General features: G+C 45.7%; 18 protein-coding genes. 11 read left to right on the forward strand and 7 right to left on the reverse strand.

Annotated elements, in window-relative coordinates; all coding sequences use genetic code 11:
- Window positions 1-27 precede the first annotated feature (27 nt).
- The 4 genes from Q8L79_RS02290 (at window position 28) to Q8L79_RS02305 (ending at window position 4,139) form a co-directional block, all read left to right on the forward strand.
- Window positions 28-3,033 (forward strand): hypothetical protein, encoded by a 3,006-nt coding sequence (locus Q8L79_RS02290; protein WP_305267667.1) that lies wholly within the window; start codon window positions 28-30, stop codon window positions 3,031-3,033.
- A gap of 313 nt (window positions 3,034-3,346) precedes the next feature.
- Window positions 3,347-3,571, forward strand: a complete 225-nt coding sequence (locus Q8L79_RS02295; RefSeq protein ID WP_305267668.1) for a DUF1902 domain-containing protein — start codon at window positions 3,347-3,349, stop codon at window positions 3,569-3,571.
- Window positions 3,568-3,768 carry a type II toxin-antitoxin system HicA family toxin gene (locus tag Q8L79_RS02300; protein WP_305267669.1) on the forward strand — a complete coding sequence of 67 codons (201 nt, stop codon included), beginning with the start codon at window positions 3,568-3,570 and terminating at the stop codon, window positions 3,766-3,768. The genes Q8L79_RS02295 and Q8L79_RS02300 overlap by 4 nt, the downstream gene beginning before the upstream one ends.
- 104 nt (window positions 3,769-3,872) lie before the next feature.
- Window positions 3,873-4,139 carry a DUF1289 domain-containing protein gene (locus Q8L79_RS02305; protein WP_305267769.1) on the forward strand — a complete coding sequence of 89 codons (267 nt, stop codon included), beginning with the start codon at window positions 3,873-3,875 and terminating at the stop codon, window positions 4,137-4,139.
- Between the two features lie 55 nt (window positions 4,140-4,194).
- Here Q8L79_RS02305 and Q8L79_RS02310 read toward each other — a convergent pair whose 3' ends face one another.
- Window positions 4,195-6,009 carry a sigma 54-interacting transcriptional regulator gene (locus Q8L79_RS02310; protein ID WP_305267670.1) on the reverse strand — a complete coding sequence of 605 codons (1,815 nt, stop codon included), beginning with the start codon at window positions 6,007-6,009 and terminating at the stop codon, window positions 4,195-4,197.
- A 309-nt stretch (window positions 6,010-6,318) separates the two neighbouring features.
- On the opposite strand from Q8L79_RS02310, the gene Q8L79_RS02315 reads away from it, so the two are divergent.
- The 3 genes from Q8L79_RS02315 to Q8L79_RS02325 all read left to right on the forward strand — a co-directional run bounded on the left by Q8L79_RS02315 (window position 6,319) and on the right by Q8L79_RS02325 (window position 10,202).
- Window positions 6,319-6,936: a hypothetical protein gene (locus Q8L79_RS02315; protein WP_305267672.1), complete on the forward strand. Its 618-nt coding sequence runs from the start codon at window positions 6,319-6,321 to the stop codon at window positions 6,934-6,936.
- Complete coding sequence (locus Q8L79_RS02320) at window positions 6,887-8,287, forward strand: bifunctional diguanylate cyclase/phosphodiesterase (protein WP_305267673.1); 1,401 nt, start codon at window positions 6,887-6,889, stop codon at window positions 8,285-8,287. Before Q8L79_RS02315 ends, Q8L79_RS02320 begins: the two co-directional genes overlap by 50 nt.
- 205 nt (window positions 8,288-8,492) lie before the next feature.
- Window positions 8,493-10,202, forward strand: a complete 1,710-nt coding sequence (locus Q8L79_RS02325) for a proline--tRNA ligase (protein WP_305267674.1) — start codon at window positions 8,493-8,495, stop codon at window positions 10,200-10,202.
- 56 nt (window positions 10,203-10,258) lie between these two features.
- Here Q8L79_RS02325 and Q8L79_RS02330 read toward each other — a convergent pair whose 3' ends face one another.
- The 3 genes from Q8L79_RS02330 to Q8L79_RS02340 all read right to left on the reverse strand — a co-directional run bounded on the left by Q8L79_RS02330 (window position 10,259) and on the right by Q8L79_RS02340 (window position 12,573).
- Window positions 10,259-10,798, reverse strand: coding sequence for a hypothetical protein (locus Q8L79_RS02330; protein WP_305267675.1), 540 nt, complete (start codon window positions 10,796-10,798; stop codon window positions 10,259-10,261).
- Between the two features lie 3 nt (window positions 10,799-10,801).
- Window positions 10,802-11,326 carry a hypothetical protein gene (locus Q8L79_RS02335; RefSeq protein ID WP_305267676.1) on the reverse strand — a complete coding sequence of 175 codons (525 nt, stop codon included), beginning with the start codon at window positions 11,324-11,326 and terminating at the stop codon, window positions 10,802-10,804.
- Between the two features lie 86 nt (window positions 11,327-11,412).
- Window positions 11,413-12,573 (reverse strand): HPP family protein, encoded by a 1,161-nt coding sequence (locus Q8L79_RS02340; protein WP_305267677.1) that lies wholly within the window; start codon window positions 12,571-12,573, stop codon window positions 11,413-11,415.
- 263 nt (window positions 12,574-12,836) lie between these two features.
- Between Q8L79_RS02340 and Q8L79_RS02345 the strand changes: the two genes are divergently transcribed.
- Window positions 12,837-13,352, forward strand: a complete 516-nt coding sequence (locus tag Q8L79_RS02345) for an adenine phosphoribosyltransferase (protein ID WP_305267679.1) — start codon at window positions 12,837-12,839, stop codon at window positions 13,350-13,352.
- A 77-nt stretch (window positions 13,353-13,429) separates the two neighbouring features.
- Here Q8L79_RS02345 and Q8L79_RS02350 read toward each other — a convergent pair whose 3' ends face one another.
- The 3 genes from Q8L79_RS02350 to hpnH all read right to left on the reverse strand — a co-directional run bounded on the left by Q8L79_RS02350 (window position 13,430) and on the right by hpnH (window position 16,261).
- A complete protein-coding gene (locus Q8L79_RS02350) occupies window positions 13,430-14,413 on the reverse strand; it encodes a VacJ family lipoprotein (protein ID WP_305267681.1) in 984 nt (327 codons plus the stop codon).
- A gap of 11 nt (window positions 14,414-14,424) precedes the next feature.
- Window positions 14,425-15,042, reverse strand: coding sequence for an ABC transporter substrate-binding protein (locus Q8L79_RS02355; RefSeq protein ID WP_305267683.1), 618 nt, complete (start codon window positions 15,040-15,042; stop codon window positions 14,425-14,427).
- Window positions 15,043-15,151: 109 nt separating this feature from the next.
- Window positions 15,152-16,261, reverse strand: a complete 1,110-nt coding sequence (hpnH, locus tag Q8L79_RS02360) for an adenosyl-hopene transferase HpnH (RefSeq protein ID WP_305267684.1) — start codon at window positions 16,259-16,261, stop codon at window positions 15,152-15,154.
- Window positions 16,262-16,738: 477 nt separating this feature from the next.
- Between hpnH and Q8L79_RS02365 the strand changes: the two genes are divergently transcribed.
- From Q8L79_RS02365 to Q8L79_RS02375, 3 genes are read left to right on the forward strand one after another with little or no spacing between them, the layout of a single operon-like run.
- Window positions 16,739-17,839, forward strand: a complete 1,101-nt coding sequence (locus Q8L79_RS02365) for a phytoene/squalene synthase family protein (RefSeq protein WP_305267685.1) — start codon at window positions 16,739-16,741, stop codon at window positions 17,837-17,839.
- Between the two features lie 11 nt (window positions 17,840-17,850).
- On the forward strand, window positions 17,851-19,908 hold the full coding sequence (gene shc / locus Q8L79_RS02370) for a squalene--hopene cyclase (RefSeq protein ID WP_305267686.1): 2,058 nt from the start codon (window positions 17,851-17,853) through the stop codon (window positions 19,906-19,908).
- Window positions 19,905-20,624: a phosphorylase gene (locus Q8L79_RS02375; protein WP_305267687.1), complete on the forward strand. Its 720-nt coding sequence runs from the start codon at window positions 19,905-19,907 to the stop codon at window positions 20,622-20,624. Before shc ends, Q8L79_RS02375 begins: the two co-directional genes overlap by 4 nt.
- Window positions 20,625-20,626 lie beyond the last annotated feature (2 nt).

Here is a 20,626-nt window from a genome sequence, read left to right on the forward strand (position 1 = left end):
GCCGTAGTATGAATTATAGGAAGCTCAATGATGGAATTAAGTAAAGAGATAATACAACAGGCATACCTGCTTCTTAAGAGCTATACCTATCACGAAAATCTGAATCTTTTTCTGAAGAATCGTGTTGCAGCATTTGAGTGTGGCGATTTTGATGATAGGATCAATGCTCTCCAACAAGTACTAAACAGTGACGATCCTTTCCATCATCCAAGTTTTAAAAAATGGATCGAACTTATCAATTTCCGTTTGCTTCCTAAGTCTATCGTCAGGCCAGAAGAGAGGAGACAGAATAAGTACAACAAAGCCGAATCTAAAAATGGTTTCTTTCTGAGCAATGTTTCGGTATCTCAAAAATATGAAAGCCAGAAAATCAATTATTTCATTGACGCGCCTGTTGAACTTCACATTTTAGACGTACTCTGGTGTACGGTAGTAGGGCCTGCATTAGAAGAAAAACTAACTCAAGACTGTTATGGCAATAGACTGCATCAAACTGCGAAGCAGTTTTTACAAAATAGAAAGGGAGAGCAAGTTAACTACGGTTCTGGAGAAATATTCAAACTCTATATCGATCAATACAGTGCATGGCGCGATCAAGCGATTAATTGTGCTACTGGACTGTCCGAAGACGGGAATGATGTCGCCTTGCTGTCTATTGACCTCAAATCTTATTACTATCACATTGAAGTCAATTTTGAAGAAATCCAAAACTGTATTAATGATTATTTTGATGATAACGACAACCTTAGATTATTGGGGAGTGTCCTTACCAAACTACTTAAATCCATATTTAACGCTTACAAAAACATAACATATCCCAGTCTGTTAGTATCACATCCAGATTGCTGCGATAAATCTGGATTACCAATCGGGTTTGCGTCGTCCTCAATATTGTCAAATTGGTATCTGTCTGAATTTGACAAAAATATATCCGACTTAGTAAGGCCAGCATATTATGGACGTTATGTGGATGACATGCTAATGGTGTTCAAGCGTCCTAAAATTGATTCTAAAAAGCCAATTGAAACCTTTATCGACAATTATCTAGCCGGACAACTACATTACTCTGAGTCTAAAAAGGTTTATGAAATAGATGTTGGGCAGAATAAGCTACCGATTCAACCAGAGAAATTGATACTTCAGTTTTTCGATAAGCACCACAGTCGGGCTGGTTTAGAGGTGTTTAAGAAAGAGATTGAAGAGCGAAGTAGTGCGTTTAAATTCCTGCCAAGCGATGATTTTGATAAAGAACTAGATCAATTCGCCTATGATGTTCTTTATGATGGCTCTGCTAATAAACTACGTAGCATTGTAGGGCTAGCGGAGAATGAAACTGAGCTGGCCCGCTATCTATCTTCGCATATCACTGCCCATAGACTTTGCAAACTCAACAAGAGAGACATTGTTTTACCCCAATTAAAAGTATTCTTCCGTGGTGTAAATGCTTTAAATTTTAGTCGCCTATGGGAAAAGGTTTACCAGTACGCTGTAATATTAAATCGCCCTAAATTCGTCGTCGAGTTCTATGCGTCTATTAACGCAGAAATTTCTAAAACAGAATTTTTAGATCCTTCGTCCACAAAAATAGATCAAGTGATTACTGCAAAAGTTCATCAGGACTTAGAGCTGTATAATAAGCTCTCGTTGAGTATCTGCATCGGTTTGTTAGATATAACGCCTTTTGAACGTATTACCCAGAAAGAGTATGCCGAACTAGGCATCACCGGCCTCCTTGATATATCAATGGATAGATGGCCAAGTGTTGATGGGTTAGAAGGATTACAGCTTTTTTCATACCACGAAGATCTTAATCGATTTGTGCGGGATTTTCGCCATTCAAATTTGATCAGACACAATCTGGTTGCTTGGCCGCTAGCCAACTACACTGATTATTCTGGCGATCTGACAGATGAGGTATCTTTTAGATCATATGAATCGGCCAAACTTAATGAGAAAAAAGTTGGCCTTAGCCCAAGATTTATTCACTTCGACGAATGGCAAGTTTTCTCACTAAATACAGAACTAACCAAGGAGAAATCGTTGGATGAGTGGCAACGTTCATCTATCGAATACTATAAGTCTCTAAACTACTGGGATAAATTTCCAGTTGAATATGTTGAATCGCCTGTGCAAAATGATACGTCCATAACCATTTCGACACTAACTGCTGGCAGCAAAATTAAGAAATCAATTTTGCGAATAGCACTAGCTAATTTGAAGGTAAAAGAAAAGGACATTGAAGCTGCTCTTAGAAAAGATTCAAAGCCAAACGTGTCTCTTGAGAGACAAGCTCACCTGTATCAGGTTCTAAATGATGCTGTTCGTGAAAAATCAGACCTGCTTGTAATGCCAGAGGTTGTGATCCCCGTTAGTTGGTTGCCATTTATGATCGCCCATGCAAGAAGACACCAAATCGGACTAGTCTTTGGACTTGAACACTGGGTGGTGAATGGTAAAGCGTATAACCTGTTGATTGAAGCATTGCCTTTCAAGGTTTCTGGCAAATACAAATCTTGCGTGATGACAGCTAGACTTAAAAATCATTATGCCCCAGCGGAGTTAGAGATGCTGCAATCTTTTCGATTAACTCCGGCTAATCAACAGCTTAAATCTCATAGCTATCACAAGATTTATTGGAATGGAGTATGTTTTGCAAGTTATAACTGCTTTGAGCTTTCCGACATAAAGCACCGTACAGTTTTCAAGTCAGATATCGATATACTTATTGCTTGTGTTTGGAACAAAGACACAAATTACTACCAACATATCTTGGAATCTGCTGTTAGGGATCTTCACTGTTACGTAGTCCAATCAAACACCTCTCAATATGGCGGCTCTTGTATCCTCAGACCAACAAATACCGAAAGTAAAACTATGCTATATGTTAAGGGTGGTAATAACTCGTGTGTACTTACAACCGATATCGACATTGAGGCGCTGAGAGAATTTCATTTCAAATCAAAACCGGGTGAAAAGGACTATTTCAAACCGCTACCTCCTGGTTATGAGAGCGAAAGAGTTCTTGATAGGTGAGTGCCAAACTTGGAGTGTTGATGTATAGCGCTGGTTCCCAAGCTTCGGCTTGGGAACCCAGTAAGCGAAGCTCTAGCTTCGCGACACGGGAAGCTAGAGCTTCCAGAACCGAACTCCGAAGCAGGAGCTTGGGAACTATCGCAAAAACCTGACATATTCCTTTTCTTGAATGCGGCATTTATGCCATGAAATTCCGAGAGACCAATCCCGCATTGCCAATATGGGCGACTGGGCAAAGCATAATGCCGGAATTGAGGTGTCAAACTTTACCCAAATAACCTAAAATTGCATCGTTAATAATGCTGGAGGTTTTATGGCTACTATTTTTGTAATCGATGTATCTGTTTGTGATGGTGTTTGGACTGCTGAATGCGATGAACTGGGTTTAGTGACCGAGGCCGCCAGCTATGACGAACTGACTGAACGCGCCGGAGCAATCGCCCCTGAACTTGCCGAACTTAATCATGTAGACCTGGATTCAGACAGCATTCGATTGCGCTTTTCTCATGAAAAATCGTTCAGCCGATTAACGGGATGATGACATCAACGCTTTACCCTGAGTTAGTTATCATTCTGCGCGCCGCCGGCTGTGTTTTTATTCGACAGGGAAAAGGCAGTCATGAGATTTGGCAAAGTCCGGTTAACCGGAAAAACTTTAGCGTTCCATTTACGATCAAATCCAAGCCGACCGCTAATGCGATTCTTAAGCAAGCCGGATTGAATGTGAAAATTTAGTGAGCATTCTCCCATTCCCACGCGCTGCGTCCCGTATACGCAAGACGTTGGTCGTGGCTAGCGGCGTAGCGCGCCGATACTGCATTCCCATGCAGCGCGTGGGAATGAGGAAACTACAAAGAGATTCTTCCTTGATAAATATTATCTCGCCATGTGTGAGGAACTGCTGCCTAAATGATGAAAATGTCTGTCTTGGTTGCTTTCGCAGCATTGATGAAATTATCCAGTGGAGCGATGCAACAGAACAGCAAAAGCAGAAAATAATAAATTTGGCAAATGCACGAAAAATTGATCATCGACTTAAATACCGATCATATATAGATTCTGGCCATGACAGTAATGAAGATCAACTCCTCCGTAAAGGGCCGTAGATTGGGCTGAATGGCTGCGCTGGATCAATTCCCGCTATTGTCATTCAACACATCTTCAGCCTGCCCTGGAAATCCCCAACTTCAACATCCTGGATCGCAAGGTATTCGGATTCATGCCCAATATCGCCGCCGCGCCCTTGGCACCGGAAATCTGCCAATTGGTTGCTTCAAGGGTGCGTATTATATGTTCGCGCTCCACAGCTTCCAGGGTCCGCAACTTGTCGGTAGCCGCTTCCGGATGGGCGCGACTGGGCTGCAATGGCGCGATGTCCAACAACGAACTCTGGGACAGAATCACCGCCCGTTCGATGACGTTCTGCAATTCACGGACGTTGCCGGGCCACGAGTATTGCCGTAAATGGTCCAGTCCGGCAGGATCAATATCATCAAAGCGCTTGCCGAATTTTTTGGCGTATTTAGTCAGGAAAAATCGCGCCAGCAACGGAATATCGGCCACTCGTTGCCGCAACGCCGGCACCTCGATCGGAAACACATTCAGCCGGTAATACAGGTCGGAACGGAACCGCCCCAAACTGACCTCCTCGGCCAAATTGCGATTGGTTGCCGCAATCACCCGCACATCGACCCGGATGGTTTCGCTGCCCCCTACCCGTTCGAATTCCTGCTCCTGCAACACCCGCAACAGCTTGGACTGCGCCGACAGGGACAGTTCGCCGAGTTCGTCCAAAAACAGGCTGCCGCCGTCGGCCAGTTCGAAGCGGCCTTTGCGCTGCTGGGTCGCGCCGGTGAATGCGCCTTTTTCATGGCCGAACAATTCGCTCTCGATCAGTTCGGCGGGCAGCGCCGCGCAATTGACTTTAACCATAATCGCAGTGCTACGATCGCTGAACTCGTGGATGGCGCGCGCCAGCAATTCCTTACCGGTGCCGGTTTCGCCCAGCAGCAATACCGGCGTATCGGTGCGCGCCACCATCCGCACTTGTTCCATGACCGTCCGCATCAGCTTGGAGCCGCTGACAAAATCGCCGGGATTGTGATCGTCGTTGAGTACTTCCTGCAAGTAGCCTTTTTCCTGTTGCAGCCGGTCCAGTTTCTGTTCGGCGAGGCGGCGGTCGTTCACATCGCGCAGGATGATGGTATAGAGTTTTTGGTCGTGGGCTTCCAGCGGCGAAAAGGTAGCTTCGATCGGGAATTCCTCGCCGTCGGCGCGCCGGGCGCTAAGGCCTTCCGGCGCCCAGGCCTGGGTTTTGGCGCTAGCGTTATCGAAAGCGATGAATTGCATGAACAGTTTGCTGCAATGCGGCGCGATAAACAGCTCGACCGGCTGACCGATCGCAAAGTCGGCGGCGCAACGAAAGATTCTGGCTGCCGCCGCATTAAACAGCGTGATGCGGTGTTGCTGGTCGACGGTCACGATGGCGTCCATCGCCGAACCGAGGATCGAGGAAATACGTTGCTCGCTTTCGCTCAGCGCCTGCATCGTCAGTCTTTGCTCGGTGCGGTCGCGCTGGGTTTCGACGATTGCCACCACCTCGCCCTGCTCATTGCTGATGGTTCCGGCATCGATAACCAGATAAAGCCGACTGCCGTCCGGCATCAGGCACCAGTTTTCGGTATGACAAATGTCGCTGTAGGACGTAAAGGCGCTGGCATGCTCATAAAGACTGGACACTTCACCGAGGGTGCTATCGAGCAGCAAGTCCGCCAGACACGGGCGTTTTTCGGTATAAAAGCCGCGCCAATGCTGATCGGTGCCGATCATCTCCCCGGCTTTCAGGCCGGTCAATAGCTCGCAGGCCTTGTTCCATATCACCACCTGATGCTTGGCATTTAATACGAATGTGGACACCGGCATATGCTGCAATAAATGCTCGGCGGATAGGTTTTGAATCAATGGGTTTACTTTCATATCGGAGTTACAAATAAGATCGGTTCTGCCTGGCGGACACGCTACAACATTCATTTTAGAGCCGGTCACGGTATGAAGTACAGCGCAGAGCGCCCAAAGCGCCTGTTTTTGCCTGCGCTCTAACAGGCTTATTCCGGCTTAAAGGGCTACAAGACTGGAAAGCAGCACTGAACCGGTTTACCATTCAGCTCGAAGACAGGAGCCGAGGCGTTAATTTAAATCCTGTTTACACCAAATTAAGGATACCCTTCATGAACAACAGGATTATGTACCAAGACGTTAGACACGATACACCGCCTCCAGAAACCTATGGTAACTAATAAAAAACACAAACCAAGACTGCCCATATTTTCCACCGGCGGAAAAGTTGTTTTTATTATCTCCCTGTTCGTACTGATTTCGGTATTGCTGGGCGGAATGATTTTTTGGTATGGCAACATTTTCGACGGCGTTCGCTCCTATGTCAGGGGCGAAGGCTTGTGGGCCAAAGCGCAGAAGGATGCCGTATTTTATCTGGGCAGTTATTCCTATAATCATTCGGAAACCGATTACAACGCTTATCTGGACGCTCTAAAGGTCATCAGTGGCGATAAAAATGCCCGCTTGGCATTACTGGAATCTCCGCCGGACTACGAACAAGCAGGAAAAGGCTTTCTGCAGGGACAAAACCACCCGGACGATATCGATTCCATGATCGGCTTCTTTTTAACCTTCCAGCGCATTTCCTATATGCGCGATGCTATCTTTATCTGGCAATCTGCCGATCAAACAATCGACGAATTGAAGCAGGTAAGCGGGCAAATTCGAACTGAAATCAATGCCGCAAACCCAAATACCGGAAAAATGATCAAATTGAGAGAACGCTTGCAGCATCTCAATGATGAACTTCATCAACTGGAAAATCGCTTTTTCATTGGTGCTCAGTGAAGGGGCAAGATGGGTTAAGCAAACGACATGGCGCGTTACCGTGCTGGTACTGATTAGCTTTACCGGTATCGGGCTATGGGTGAGCCGCCAGATCATCAAAGGGATCACCAAATCGGAACAGGAACTGATCATCAGCGAATCACGGTTTCGCAGGCTCAAGGAATCGAATACGATCGGTATTATTTCCTGGCGGATGGACGGCATGATCGAGGAAGCGAACGATCTATTTTTAACCATGATCGGCTATAACCGGTCGGATTTTTCGACCGGTGTCGTCAACTGGCGGGATATTACACCGATTGAATTTCAGCAGCGCGATCAACAAGCCATTAATGAGCTTTTAACACAGGGCCGATGCGAGCCTTTCGAAAAAGCTTTGATCCATAAACAGGGACACTGGGTACCGATCTATATTGGCGCAGCGATGCTGGTCGGCAATCAGGAACAAGGCATTGCCTATGTGATGGACCTGAGCGAACGCAAAAAAGCGGAGCAGCAATTAAAGTTGGCGGCAACGGTTTTTGCCGGCAGCAGCGATGGAATTTTGATTACGGATTCATCAACGCATATTGTTTCGGTCAATCAAGCGCTTTGCGCTATGACCGGATACAATGAAAGCGAATTATTGGGTCAGCCTCCGTCAATCTTACAATCGGGTTATACCACCGACGAAGAACATAAACGACTGTGGGAGTCGCTCAATAAAAGCGGCCAATGGCAAGGCGATATTATGGATCGTACGAAAAACGGTGCCTTAATACCGATGAGAATCAGCATTAACCAGATAAAAAATGCCGACAACCAACTCACGCATTATGTCGCCATCCTGTCAGATATCTCCGAACGCAAGGCGGAAGAAGAGCATCTGCGTCATATTGCTCATCATGACCCTTTGACCGGATTGGCTAATCGGGTGCTGTTCAATGACCGGCTTGAGCAGGCAATTAAACTGGCGACGCGCAACAATACCCAATTTGCCGTGTTATTTATGGATTTAGATAAATTCAAACCGGTTAACGATCTTTTCGGACATAAGATCGGAGATAAACTATTGCAGAAAGTTGCGGACAGACTCACTCGAAGCGTCCGAGAAACCGACACTGTCACCCGCCTGGGCGGCGACGAATTCGTCATACTGCTTGAGAATATTGCCGATCAGGAAATGGTCGAAAAACTACTTAACCCTATTATCGCTACAATAGGTAACGTTTACCATATTGACGATTACGATATCGAAATTGGCGTAAGCGCTGGAATAAGCATTTACCCAAACCATGGAACCGACGCTAAAACGCTGTTGCATCATGCCGATATAGCCATGTACGCAACAAAGGAATTAAAGCGGCCATAATCTATTACGTATCCCTATAAATTTCGAAAACTCAGTTGTCACCGTCGCGTCAGATTATGACAACAAGGGTACGTTAAAGACCGCGTTCGTCGGTAGAGTCTTGGAATTAACTCCAGTAATCTGAATTGATTACGATAACGGGATGACTAAACCGGCATTAAATCTGTAAAATAGCCGTTTTTATTGTCCAGCTCCTTAAATCATAATGCGTACTACTCAATTCCCGCTCAATACCGTTAAAGAAACACCGGCTGATGCCGAAATTGCCAGCCATCAACTGATGATCCGCGCAGGCCTGATCCGCAAACTGGCCGCAGGTCTTTACACTTGGTTGCCTTTGGGACTTCGGGTCATGCGCAAGGTCGAGAAAATCACTCGCGAAGAAATGGAAAAAACCGGCGCGCTGGAAGTGTTAATGCCCGGTCTGCAACCGGCCGAACTGTGGCAGGAAACCGGGCGCTGGGAACAATACGGCCCGGAACTGGCGCGGTTAAAAGACCGTCATGACCGCGATTTTTGCCTGGGGCCGACTCACGAAGAAATTATTACCGACTTGGCGCGCAACGAAATCAAAAGCTACAAACAGCTGCCTATCACCTATTACCAAATTCAATCCAAGTTCCGCGATGAGATCCGTCCCCGTTTCGGCGTGATGCGTTCGCGCGAGTTCATCATGAAAGACGCCTACTCCTTTCATTTGGACCATGAATCGTTACAGGTTACCTACGATGCGATGTATCAGGCATATACCAATATTTTTAACCACTTGGGATTAAAATTTCGCGCGGTCATAGCCGACTCCGGTTCTATCGGCGGTGCGGTATCGCATGAGTTTCATGTGTTGGCCGATTCCGGCGAAGATGCGATTGCGTTCTCAACCGACAGCGAATATGCGGCCAATGTCGAAAAAGCTGAAGCAGTGATGCCTGCAGGCTCCCGTGGCTCGGCAACGGAAGAGTTGACGCTGATTGATACGCCCAACCAGCACAGTATCGAAGAAGTTTGCGGTTTTTTGAATATCCCAGCCACGCAATGCCTGAAGACTCTGATCGTTAAAGGCGAAGAAGACACGCTGGTTGCGCTGCTGTTAAGAGGCGACCATAACCTTAATGAGATCAAGGCGATAAAAATTGACGGTATCGCCTCGCCGCTTGAATTTGCCAGCGATGAGCAAGTGGGTAGCGTCTGCAACTGCAAACCCGGCTCTATCGGCCCGATCGGCTTGAACATCAAGATCATTGCCGACCGCAGCGTAACTTTGATGTCCGATTTCGTTTGCGGCGCAAATCAGGACGGCAAGCATTATAAGGGCGTCAACTGGAAACGCGACTTGCCGGTTCCTGACCATATTGCAGACCTGCGCATGGTGGTTGAAGGCGATCCCAGTCCTGACGGCAAAGGTCAAATCACTCTGGCTCGCGGCATTGAAGTCGGCCATATTTTCCAGCTCGGCACCAAATACAGCGAGGCTATGAAAGCCGGCGTCATCAACGAAGGCGGCAAAAACCAGATCATGACCATGGGTTGTTACGGTATCGGCATCTCCCGCGTTGTTGCAGCCGCTATCGAGCAGAGCCATGACGACAAAGGCATTATCTGGTCGGCCAATCTTGCACCTTTCCAGGTCGCGCTCTGCCCGATGAACATGCACAAATCCGAGCGTCTGAAAGTAGCTTCCGAACAGTTGTACCAGGATTTGCTGGCGGCCGGAATCGATGTGTTATTCGATGACAGGAAAGTACGCGCCGGTTTTATGTTTTCGGATATGGAACTGATCGGCATCCCGCATTGCATCGTGGTAGGCGATCGCGGCCTGGATTCAGGCACGGTTGAATACAAGGCCAGAACGGCTGAGGCAAACGAGGAAATTCCGTTTGCGGAGATTATTGATTTCTTGAAGGCTAAGTTGGGTTAATGAGTTTTTCCCTGTAGGAGCGGCTTTAGCCGCGACAATCGCGGCTAAAGCCGCTCCTACAGGAATTTTTGCTGAATCAAATTCAACGTTCTTTCCGGCAAACTGTCCGTGGTCGCACCTTCCAGATGCAGGCGCGCATCTTCATGTACGGTCGTCATAAATCGGATCAACTGCATCTCGTGCTGCATTTTCTGTTCAAAATCTTCCGCTTCCCACATTTTATTCAGCAAATATTTTGCATGATGATGAATGGTGAAGGCGACTGCCTCGGGCAGATGGGTATAACTGGCCTGTATTGAAGATTTAAGTTGATCCAGCGCGGCCAGATACTGTTTATAGTCTTTAACGTCCTGTTTGCACTTGGTTTTAAACATCGACAATTCAGCGTTGTGTTTAGTCTTCAGCAGACTAATATCATGCTCCAGCTGTACGCTTTTCTTTTTTAATTCGGCTTCCAGGGCTTTTTCGGCCAGGACGCCGGCATGCTTGAGCTTTGCCTGACTGTCCTGATTAGCCTGCTGCCATTTCAGGTTTTCATCCTTGACCGAATGGAACAGGTTAATCATATTAAAAACCCAGCTTTTTAAAATAGTCATGCGCTAAACAATAGTGGAAATTTTTTGCTGCAATGTTAACAACGCCTCAATGTCCTGCCGGTTTCGATAGCGGGCATTATCTTGTTGTAATTGCAGATAAGCGATTTCCGGTAGTTTTGTTTTAATCGACAGCAGGTCTTTATCGATCGATCTGGACAGAGACTGAATGTGCTTGCGATTATTAAGCGTTAACAGGCGTTTTCTGTTCAGCTCATTAAAATATCTTATTTGCATTGCTTTAAAATAAAACAAACGCTTAACTTGGTCTTGTCGGGCCTGAACAAACCATAACCGCCGCTGCGCACGTTGTTTAGCCGAAAAATAATCCAAAACAGTACGGGCGATTATTTTAAAAATACCCAATAATCCGGCGATTATTAACACAGCAAACGCGCTTAACAGCATTGCCGTTCCCAACATAATTATCGCGCTCGGCAAACCGGGTATGGCTAACCACAATAACAGCTCCACCAATAAAAATACCGGCAATGAAGCCAACATCAACAACAGGGAAATTCTAATAATCAAAATAAAGAGACCATGAAGCCCAATAAATTGCCTTGGCGCGCGCTGGATATTGTACTCAACTTTCTGCCAAAGGCTTAATCAGGTACCTACAATTGACTGACAACTGAGGACAATTGTTCATCATAAAGTGCGGCAATTAAATTAGCCTGATAAACCATGCCCACCAGGCGATTTTCTCTGTTCACTATCGGAATCTGCCGGTAGCCTTGAGTCGACATCAATGAAATAAGATCGGCGATATGCGCACTTTCAGGCAGCACATTAACCGAAGTAGTCATCATATGACCGACTGATTCCGGTTTATCGGTTGATACATTCGGCGTACGCCGTATAAATGCCCGAAACCTGTCCTGAAAACTTTCATAAGCACTCAGATTAATAAATTTAAAAAAATCATTCCAGGTAATAATGCCAATCACCCGTCTGGCTCTATCAATAACCGGCATGGCTTTGAGTTTTTGCTTATGCATGATTTTCCAGGCTTCTTCAACTTCTGTCCCGTATTCAACAACCGGTACATCTCTGACCATAATATCCGCGCAGGTGACATTGCCTTTAAAGCGTTTAAAGCTTCGCGCCTCTGCATCGGTAAGCAGTTTGCGCAGATCTCCTGCCGAAACATCCATGAACATATCCATGTTTTCCAGCGCCTGCTTCAAATCCTGATCCGAAATACCGGTTTGCTGAGCAGGTTTAACCGCGGTATTTTTATTACCGGAAACTATTGGATAGTCATGTCGTAACAACCAGCGATTAATGACTATTGCCATAGCCAGCATGACCAGTACATTTAAACCCACCGGCATCAGCACAAAACCATAACCCACAGAATTAAAAGGATCACTGGCCAAAATAGGCGTAATTGCGGTCGCAGCACCGGGAGGATGCAGACAACGCAGCAACAGCATGGCAAAAATGCTGCCCCCAACGGCACATGCCGATGCCAAAGCAATATCGGTAAACCACTGGGCACAAGCAACACCGATAATAGCTGATATCAACTGTCCGCCAAAAAATGACCAAGGCTGCGCTAACGGGCTGTTAGGAATAACAAATAAAATAACCGCAGAAGCGCCCATGGAAGCGACGATTATCGGATAAGCAGCGCCAATACTTAATTTCTGCGTGACCAACGCCATAATTAAAATGGCACTAAAACTGGAAACAACAGACAGAATCTTGCCCTTAAGGCTTAAGTTTACCGGATCAACGGTTATGAAACGGATAAACTGACTGATATTCATCATTAAATTAAATGTCCCTTTCTTACATTAATAAGGCTGCCAGGCCCCGAAGCTGAGTCAAGTATAAAACAATCAATCTGATATTTCAGAACGCTGAGGCCGGACGAGCTATTTAAAAACTATCGACTTTGCGAGGCCTTTATAGATTAAAACTAAAACAGCGGTTCCAATTATTCTGCTATGTTTTTAATGCTAAAATAAAACAACAATCGACAAAACCGTTTTACCTAACCTGCAATACCTACATATTAAAATAATACAAAATAATGAACAGATTAAGAGATAAAATCCGCGACATCCCTGACTTTCCAAAACCCGGCATTATCTTCAAGGATATTACACCACTGATTAAAGATCCCGCCACGTTGCGGCTTGCCGTCCACCAATTACTACAACCTTTTTTAGGCAGAAATATGACCGTAGTTGCCGGTATGGAAGCGCGCGGCTTTATCTTCGGCTCTTTGGTCGCCTGGGAATTAGGGCTTCCATTTGTACCATTGAGGAAACCGGGAAAACTGCCTTACGATGTGCAAAGCGTATCGTATGACCTTGAATACGGCTCGGCCACACTGGAAGCGCATATCGATGCATTTGATGCAAACGATCATGTCTTATTAATTGACGACCTGCTGGCTACCGGCGGCACGGCAAAAGCAAGCTGCGAATTAGTTGAGCAACTGGGCGCAAAGGTAGAGGCATGTGCATTTGTAGTGGAGCTGGATTTTCTGGAAGGGAGAAAAAATCTGGGGAATTATGAAGTCCATTCTTTATTGCATTATTAAATAAGGCAAAGGGCGAAGGGCAAAAGACGAAAAAACCAGATTCACGACTGCCTTTAGCCTTGCGCCCTTCGCCTTCTTTATCTCAGTCTTTTTGATTTTTTAAATGCATCGACTTTAACACCGGCATCTTCAAACGATTTGGCGGTGTTATCAAATGATTGAGCGATACTGCTAAATGAAGGTGAGGCTTGTCCCAACTCTTTCGTCTCTGCATCCAGATGCAGAGCAAAATTTGCCTTGTTACTTGCATTGACATCTCCAGACGAACCTTGTCCTGAAGCCGCGCCTTTATCGCCATCAAGCGACTCATCGTCAAGACCATCAATATCCAAAGACGCCTCCGACTTTCCATCCGTAGCCAAATTATTGCGCCATTGCAAAAAAGATTCACGCGTAAATACATAAGGATCTAACGCGGCTTCATCAATAAATTTCAATGCGCCTTCCGCGCTGGCTCGCGCATTCAGCATGGACACCAGTTGCACAGGCATCCCTACATAACTGGCCGGATTTGCAGCCGTATCAAATATCGCTCCCGGAATGCCACGCGCAGTTGACGGGCCAAGAAGAGGCAGTACCAGATATGACCCCTGAGGCACACCCCATACCGCAAGAGTCTGGTCAAAATCTTCCTCATTTTGTTCCAGACCTACGTGCTTGGCCACATCAAACAGGCCACCCAATCCTACTGTTGAATTGATGGCAAGCCGCCCGGTATCTTCTGCACTTTGTGAAAATTTAGCCTGCAAAACATCATTAATAACCACATTTACGTTTTTCAGATTATTAAAGAAGTTAAAGATACCCGTTTGCATGAACTGCGGGGTTACCCATTTATAGGCATTTGAAATAGGTTCAGCGACATAATTATCAACGTGATCGTTAAAACCAAACATTTTCCTATTAAAGTTCTCATAAGGATCAACCTTATTTACTACAGCTTGCTGTTCAACAACGCCGGTTGTTGCACAGCCGCCTAAAGTGAGAGCTACTCCGATCAATATACCTGAGAATGTTTGTTGCATTTTATCGCTACGATTGCCGTTGTGTGGTCTGTTCATTGGCCTAAAACCTATTGTTTTGAATAGTTGTCAATTTTTTCATTGATCTTGGTTATTAAGGCATCAAAGCCTTCGCGCTGTAGAATAGTAGTGTATTCCGACCTTTTCAAGGCCAAATCACTTACACCATTGGCAATAATATTAATAATGCGCCAGCTATTGCCCTTTTCCTTCAGCATGTAATCGAATTTAACGGGCTTATCGCCAGGAATAACAAAACGAGAATGCACAACAACACCACCTCTTGTGGTTTCTTCTTCTGAATCAAATACAAATGATTCTCCTGAATAATCTTTAAAGTTGTGCGCATAAGAAGCAATACTCAGTCGGCTGAATACATCAACCAGTTTTTGTTGCTGCTCTTCGGATAACTTCTCCCACTCCTTACCGACAACAATACGGGCGATTTTTGTCAGCTCGTGACTGTTGGAAACGGGATCCTTTAGTTTTTCATACCTTCCTGCATAGCCTAATTTCTTGCCATCCTTCATCACAGCAATAAGGTCGGCTTGAAATTTTTCTACAACCTGTCTTGCTGTTGCCCCACCTTCCTCCACTGCAAAGGCATCTACTGTCCCCAACAAAATGAGCATAAAAACGACAGCTAACTTTATATTTTTTAAAACCATAATCAAAAAACCTCGTAAAAACCAATTTAAATCAGGCAAAAGGCTAAGGGCGAAGGGCGAAAAAACCGGCCCTTAGCCCTTAGCCTTTCGTCTTCCGCTTAAATAAATTTTAATCGACAATCTCTACTCTTACAGGAATTCCTGCAATGGTTGATGACAACTTTTCTTTTGCATACTGAGGCGTAGCTTCTGGCACCATTGCACCCTCGGTCTTTGGGCCTCTAATCGATGTCCACAATGCTTTCAACGGGTGACTTAACATATCCTCAACGGCAGTTGCTTCATAACCGCAATGCGCCATGCAGCTTGCACATTTAGGATTATTAACAGTACCGTATTTTTCCCAGGGAGTGGTATCCAAAAGTTCCTGAAAACTTGAAACATAGCCCTCATCAGCCAGCAAGTAACAAGGTTTTTGCCAGCCAAACACGTTACGGGTCGGATTACCCCATGGCGTGCAATCGTAATTTTGGTTACCTGCCAGAAAATCAAGATATAGCGACGAATGGTTTAATTTCCAATTGCGTTTTTTACCAATTTTAAAAATACCCCGGAACAAATCCTTAACATCACTGCCTTTAATAAATACGTCCTGTTGGGGCGCATGCTCATAACTGAAGCCGGGAGCAATGGTTATGCCTTCAACGCCAAGCTCCATGGCATAATCCAGGAAATCGGCAACTTCCTGAGAACTTTCACCTTGAAACAGAGTGCAGTTTACGGTGACCCTAAAGCCTTTTTCCAACGCCAATTTTATCGCCTCAACGGCCCGTTCAAAAACACCTTCCTGACAAACGGACGTATCATGCCTTTCCTGCATGCCATCTAAATGAATTGAAAATGTCAGGTAAGGAGATGGCTTGTAATCGTCAATTCTCTTTTTCAACAAGAGGGCATTGGTACACAGATAAACAAATTTCTTTCGTGCAATGATACCTTCAACAATTTGCGGCATTTCTTTATGGATAAGCGGCTCTCCCCCTGGGATGGACACCATGGGTGCATCGCATTCATCTACAGCCTGCATGCATTCCTCAAATGAAAGACGCTTGTCGAGAATATCATCGGAGTAATCGATTTTACCGCAGCCTGCACAGGCCAAATTGCAACGAAACAAAGGCTCAAGCATTAGCACCAAAGGATATTTCTTAACCCCTTTCAACTTCTGCTTAATCAAATAACTACCTACAGTCAACTGCTGACGTAAAGGAACTCCCACAAGCAAACCCTCCAAAAAACTTTAATAAACTTAATGACGTTCACATAAAATGACCGTCCTGAAAACTACGCATACCACGGAACGATAAAACCGTACCAATAAAACAACAAGCAATATTCATCAAAATACAACCGCCTACTGCTTTTTAACCATAGGAATTAAGGAATATCGACAAGCCTGTTATATAATACAAGCGCTTATCTATTGTTGGTTAGAATACTATCTTTTAACTGACGACTCCAGTTTTATAGTGTACATATGTAAATAGCCTGCACAAATCACACCCTCATGCCTCCTGTAGAAATACGACACAAACGCCACTAACTGCTTATTTTTACTACCAATAATCCCCTTATAAAAACTACCGAATTCGCATATTTGCAACAAAACAACATTGCTTTGCAAAATACCAACAAACAGTCTATTATTGCCACTTAGCAATTAATATTAACCGTGCAGGTCGACATCAAAAATACTATGAGTGAAACGCAAATATCCCTGGATAACCCAAAATCACTCAGCAAACTTTCTGATGATCAATTTCAGGCTCTATTACTTGAAGGCGTCTCCAGAACATTTGCGTTGACTATTCCCCAACTGCCAGAAAAGTTATACGGCGCAGTAGCCAACGCTTATTTGTTATGCCGGATTGTCGACACCATAGAAGATGAAGTTTCTCTATCTCCAGAACAAAAAAAATATTTTTGCTCAGAGTTTATTCATGTCGTAAAAACCGGCAACAACTCAGAGCCGTTTGCCGTAGAACTTGCGCCGTTGCTTTCCGAACAAACCATTCCCGCCGAGCACACTTTAATTCATGTATTGCCGAGGGTCATTCAGATCACGCATAAATTCGATCCTGCTCAAATTGAGGCACTGGCTTCCTGCGTAGAAACCATGGCTGAAGGCATGCCGATTTTCCAGGCTCAGGATCTGCATGGCGGTCTTGCAACGCTCGCCGATATGGATAGATACTGCTATTACGTTGCAGGTTGCGTCGGGGAAATGCTGGCCAAGCTTTTTTGCCATTATTCATCGGAAATCGCACAGCACAAAGACGAACTGCTTAGCCTGTCTGTGTCTTTCGGTCAGGGACTGCAGATGACCAACATATTAAAAGACATCTGGGATGATGCCGAGCGTGGCGTTTGCTGGTTACCGCAGGATATTTTCACGGAAACAGGGTTTGATCTTAAAAACCTGACGCCGGAAACTAATGACGAAAACTTTAGAAAAGGTCTGGAACACTTGATCAGCATTGCTCATGATCATTTGCATAACGCGTTAAAATATACGCAGTTGCTTCCTGCTCATGAAACAGGTATTCGTAACTTCTGCCTTTGGGCCTTAGGGATGGCCGTTTTGACTTTAAAAAAGATCAAACAAAATCCGAATTTCACCAATTCCAATCAAGTCAAAATCACTCGTAACAGCGTTAAAGCGACTATTCTTGCAACCCGATTAACCGGACGCAGCAACACCATGCTTAGCTTGCTTTTCAACTTAACAAGTCGTGAACTCAAAACGCCCGACTGGACATATTCAACACCATCCTCAAAAGCCAACATAAAACTTTAAGGACGTAACTTATGTTTAACGAAACAAATTCAGAGATAAATACCGGTAATATTTCGAGCTCATCGAATACCGTTAATAACTATGCATTTGATCTCAATCGAGCCATCAGCAAAGCACAGGATAAATTATTAAGCCTGCAGGACAAAGACGGCTATTGGGTATTCGAACTCGAAGCAGACTGCTCGATCCCGTCAGAATACATCATGATGATGCACTACCTGGGGGAAATTGATGAGCCGCTACAGGCCAAAATCGCTAATTACTTAAGATCTCGTCAATCTGAAGACGGCAGCTACCCATTATTTACCGGCGGTGCGGGCGATCTTAGTTGCAGCGTTAAAGTCTATTTTGCCTTGAAAATGACCGGAGATGCTATCGACGCACCGCACATGACCCGGTTAAGAAATTACATCCTCAGCCGGGGCGGCGCGGCAAAAGCCAACGTGTTTACACGCATTGCACTGGCAACCTTTGAGCAGTTACCCTGGCGCGGCGTACCGTATATTCCTGTCGAAATCATGCTGTTTCCCAGCTGGTTTCCGTTCCATTTGGACAAAGTATCGTACTGGTCAAGAACCGTTATGGTGCCGCTGTTTATTCTTTGCACCTTAAAGGCGACGGCAAAGAATCCTAACAACATCAACATACTGGAACTTTTCGTCACTCATCCTGATGAAGAAAAACACTATTTCCCTGAAAGAACCACTTTAAATAGAATCTTTCTGGGCCTGGATAAACTGGGCCGGGTAACACGTCCGTTAATTCCGAAAAAAGCGCACAGATTGGCTGTCGAAAAAGCCAAAGACTGGTTTGTTGAACGACTGAACGGCGAAGACGGCCTGGGCGGAATTTTTCCTGCAATGGTCGGTTCTTATGAAGCCATGCTATTACTGGGCATGCCCAAAGATCATCCGCATGTCGTCACCGCACGTAAAGCCATAGACAAGTTGCTGGTTATCAATGAACATGACGCCTACTGTCAACCCTGTTTGTCCCCGGTCTGGGATACAGCGCTTGCCGCGCTGGCTTTACAAGAAGCCGACAAAACCGGTAATAGCCAAAGCCTGACTCGCGCCTACGACTGGCTTAAAAGCAAACAACTATCAGATGAGCCTGGTGACTGGCGAATTTCCAAGCCTGACTTAGAAGGTGGCGGCTGGGCATTTCAATTTGAAAATCCGCATTATCCCGATGTCGACGACACGGCGGTTGTTGCCTTTGCGATGGCGGAATCGAACGTACCCAATCTGGATGAATCGATACATCGGGCAACCCGTTGGATAGTCGGTATGCAATCTAAAAACGGCGGTTACGGTGCGTTTGATGTCGATAATACTAACTACTACTTGAATGAAATTCCTTTTGCCGATCACGGGGCGTTATTAGACCCGCCTACTTCCGATGTCAGCGCGCGTTGCGCGATGCTGATGGCCAGAGTGGCTCAAGATCATGCCGAATACTTACCTGCGTTAGAGCGCACTATCGACTACATTCGTAGTGAGCAGGAACAAGACGGCTCATGGTTTGGCCGTTGGGGAACCAACTACATCTATGGTACTTGGTCGGTATTACTTGGACTGGAGCAAACCAGCCTGCCTAAAAACGACCCGCTTTACACCAAAGCCGCTCACTGGCTAAAAAGCGTACAACGTGGCGATGGCGGCTGGGGTGAAGACAATTACAGCTATCACGATTTAAGCCAGAGCGGAAAATATCGTTTCAGTACTGCATTCCAAACAGCCTGGGCCGTGTTGGCGCTGATGGCTGCGGGCGAGGCTCACAGCCACGAAGTAAAAGCAGGTATTGATTTCATCCTGCGTAACCAGAAAGCTGACGGCGTTTGGAATGACGAATGCTTTACCGCACCCGGTTTTCCGAAAGTTTTTTACCTTAAATATCACGGCTACGACAAGTTCTTCCCGCTATGGGCCTTGGCTCGATATCGTAATGAACTTAACCGCCACACCGATTCCCGTCTGGCTAGCGGCATGCACACCATCCCTGGCGATCGTCACGCCAGTTCCGGACTGGCTTGTGACATACACACCATCCCTGGCGATAAAAATTGATCACCGGTATTATCGTTGCTTTACCGGAAGAACTCAGCACCCTGACCTCAAAAAAAATTGATAAAGGGTGCTGTGTTTTTATTAGCGATACGATCGTACTCACCTATTTCGGCGCAGGCGCGGACAATGCACGAACTGCATCCGAGTTATTAATTGCGCAAGGCGCCACTCGGCTGATCAGCTGGGGTTGCGCAGCCGCCCTCAGTGAATCATTAAGACCTGGCGATCTGATCTTGGCCGACACCCTGATAGATGCCGAAGGCACCCAAATCAGCATTGCCTCCAACTGGCATGACTACACTAAAGGCCTGCTCTCAACCCATCTAAAAGCCCACACCGGGAGTTTAGCTGAAAGCAAAACTATCGTAGCTACCGGCAAGGACAAAAAACACCTGCACAGACAAACCGGCGCAATTGCATTGGACATGGAAAGCGCCGCCATCGCCAAAGTTGCTCAGCAAAACGATCTGCCTTTTCTGGCTATCCGAACCATTGCCGACCCGGTTAACATGGATCTACCCAAAGCCATCAATCATTCTCTTAATGATAAGGGCGACATCGTTTTAGCCAAATTATTATTATTTATCGTGCTACATCCTGCTGAATTACCGGGACTTATAAAACTGGGCCTGCATTTCAATGCCGCAAAAAACACGCTAAAATCGGTCGCCAAACAGCTCGATCATCTGACCGCACTACCAAGCCAAGACCAATAAGC

The sequence above is a fragment of the Methylobacter sp. genome, assembly GCF_030680395.1.
Lineage (GTDB): Bacteria > Pseudomonadota > Gammaproteobacteria > Methylococcales > Methylomonadaceae > Methylobacter_A.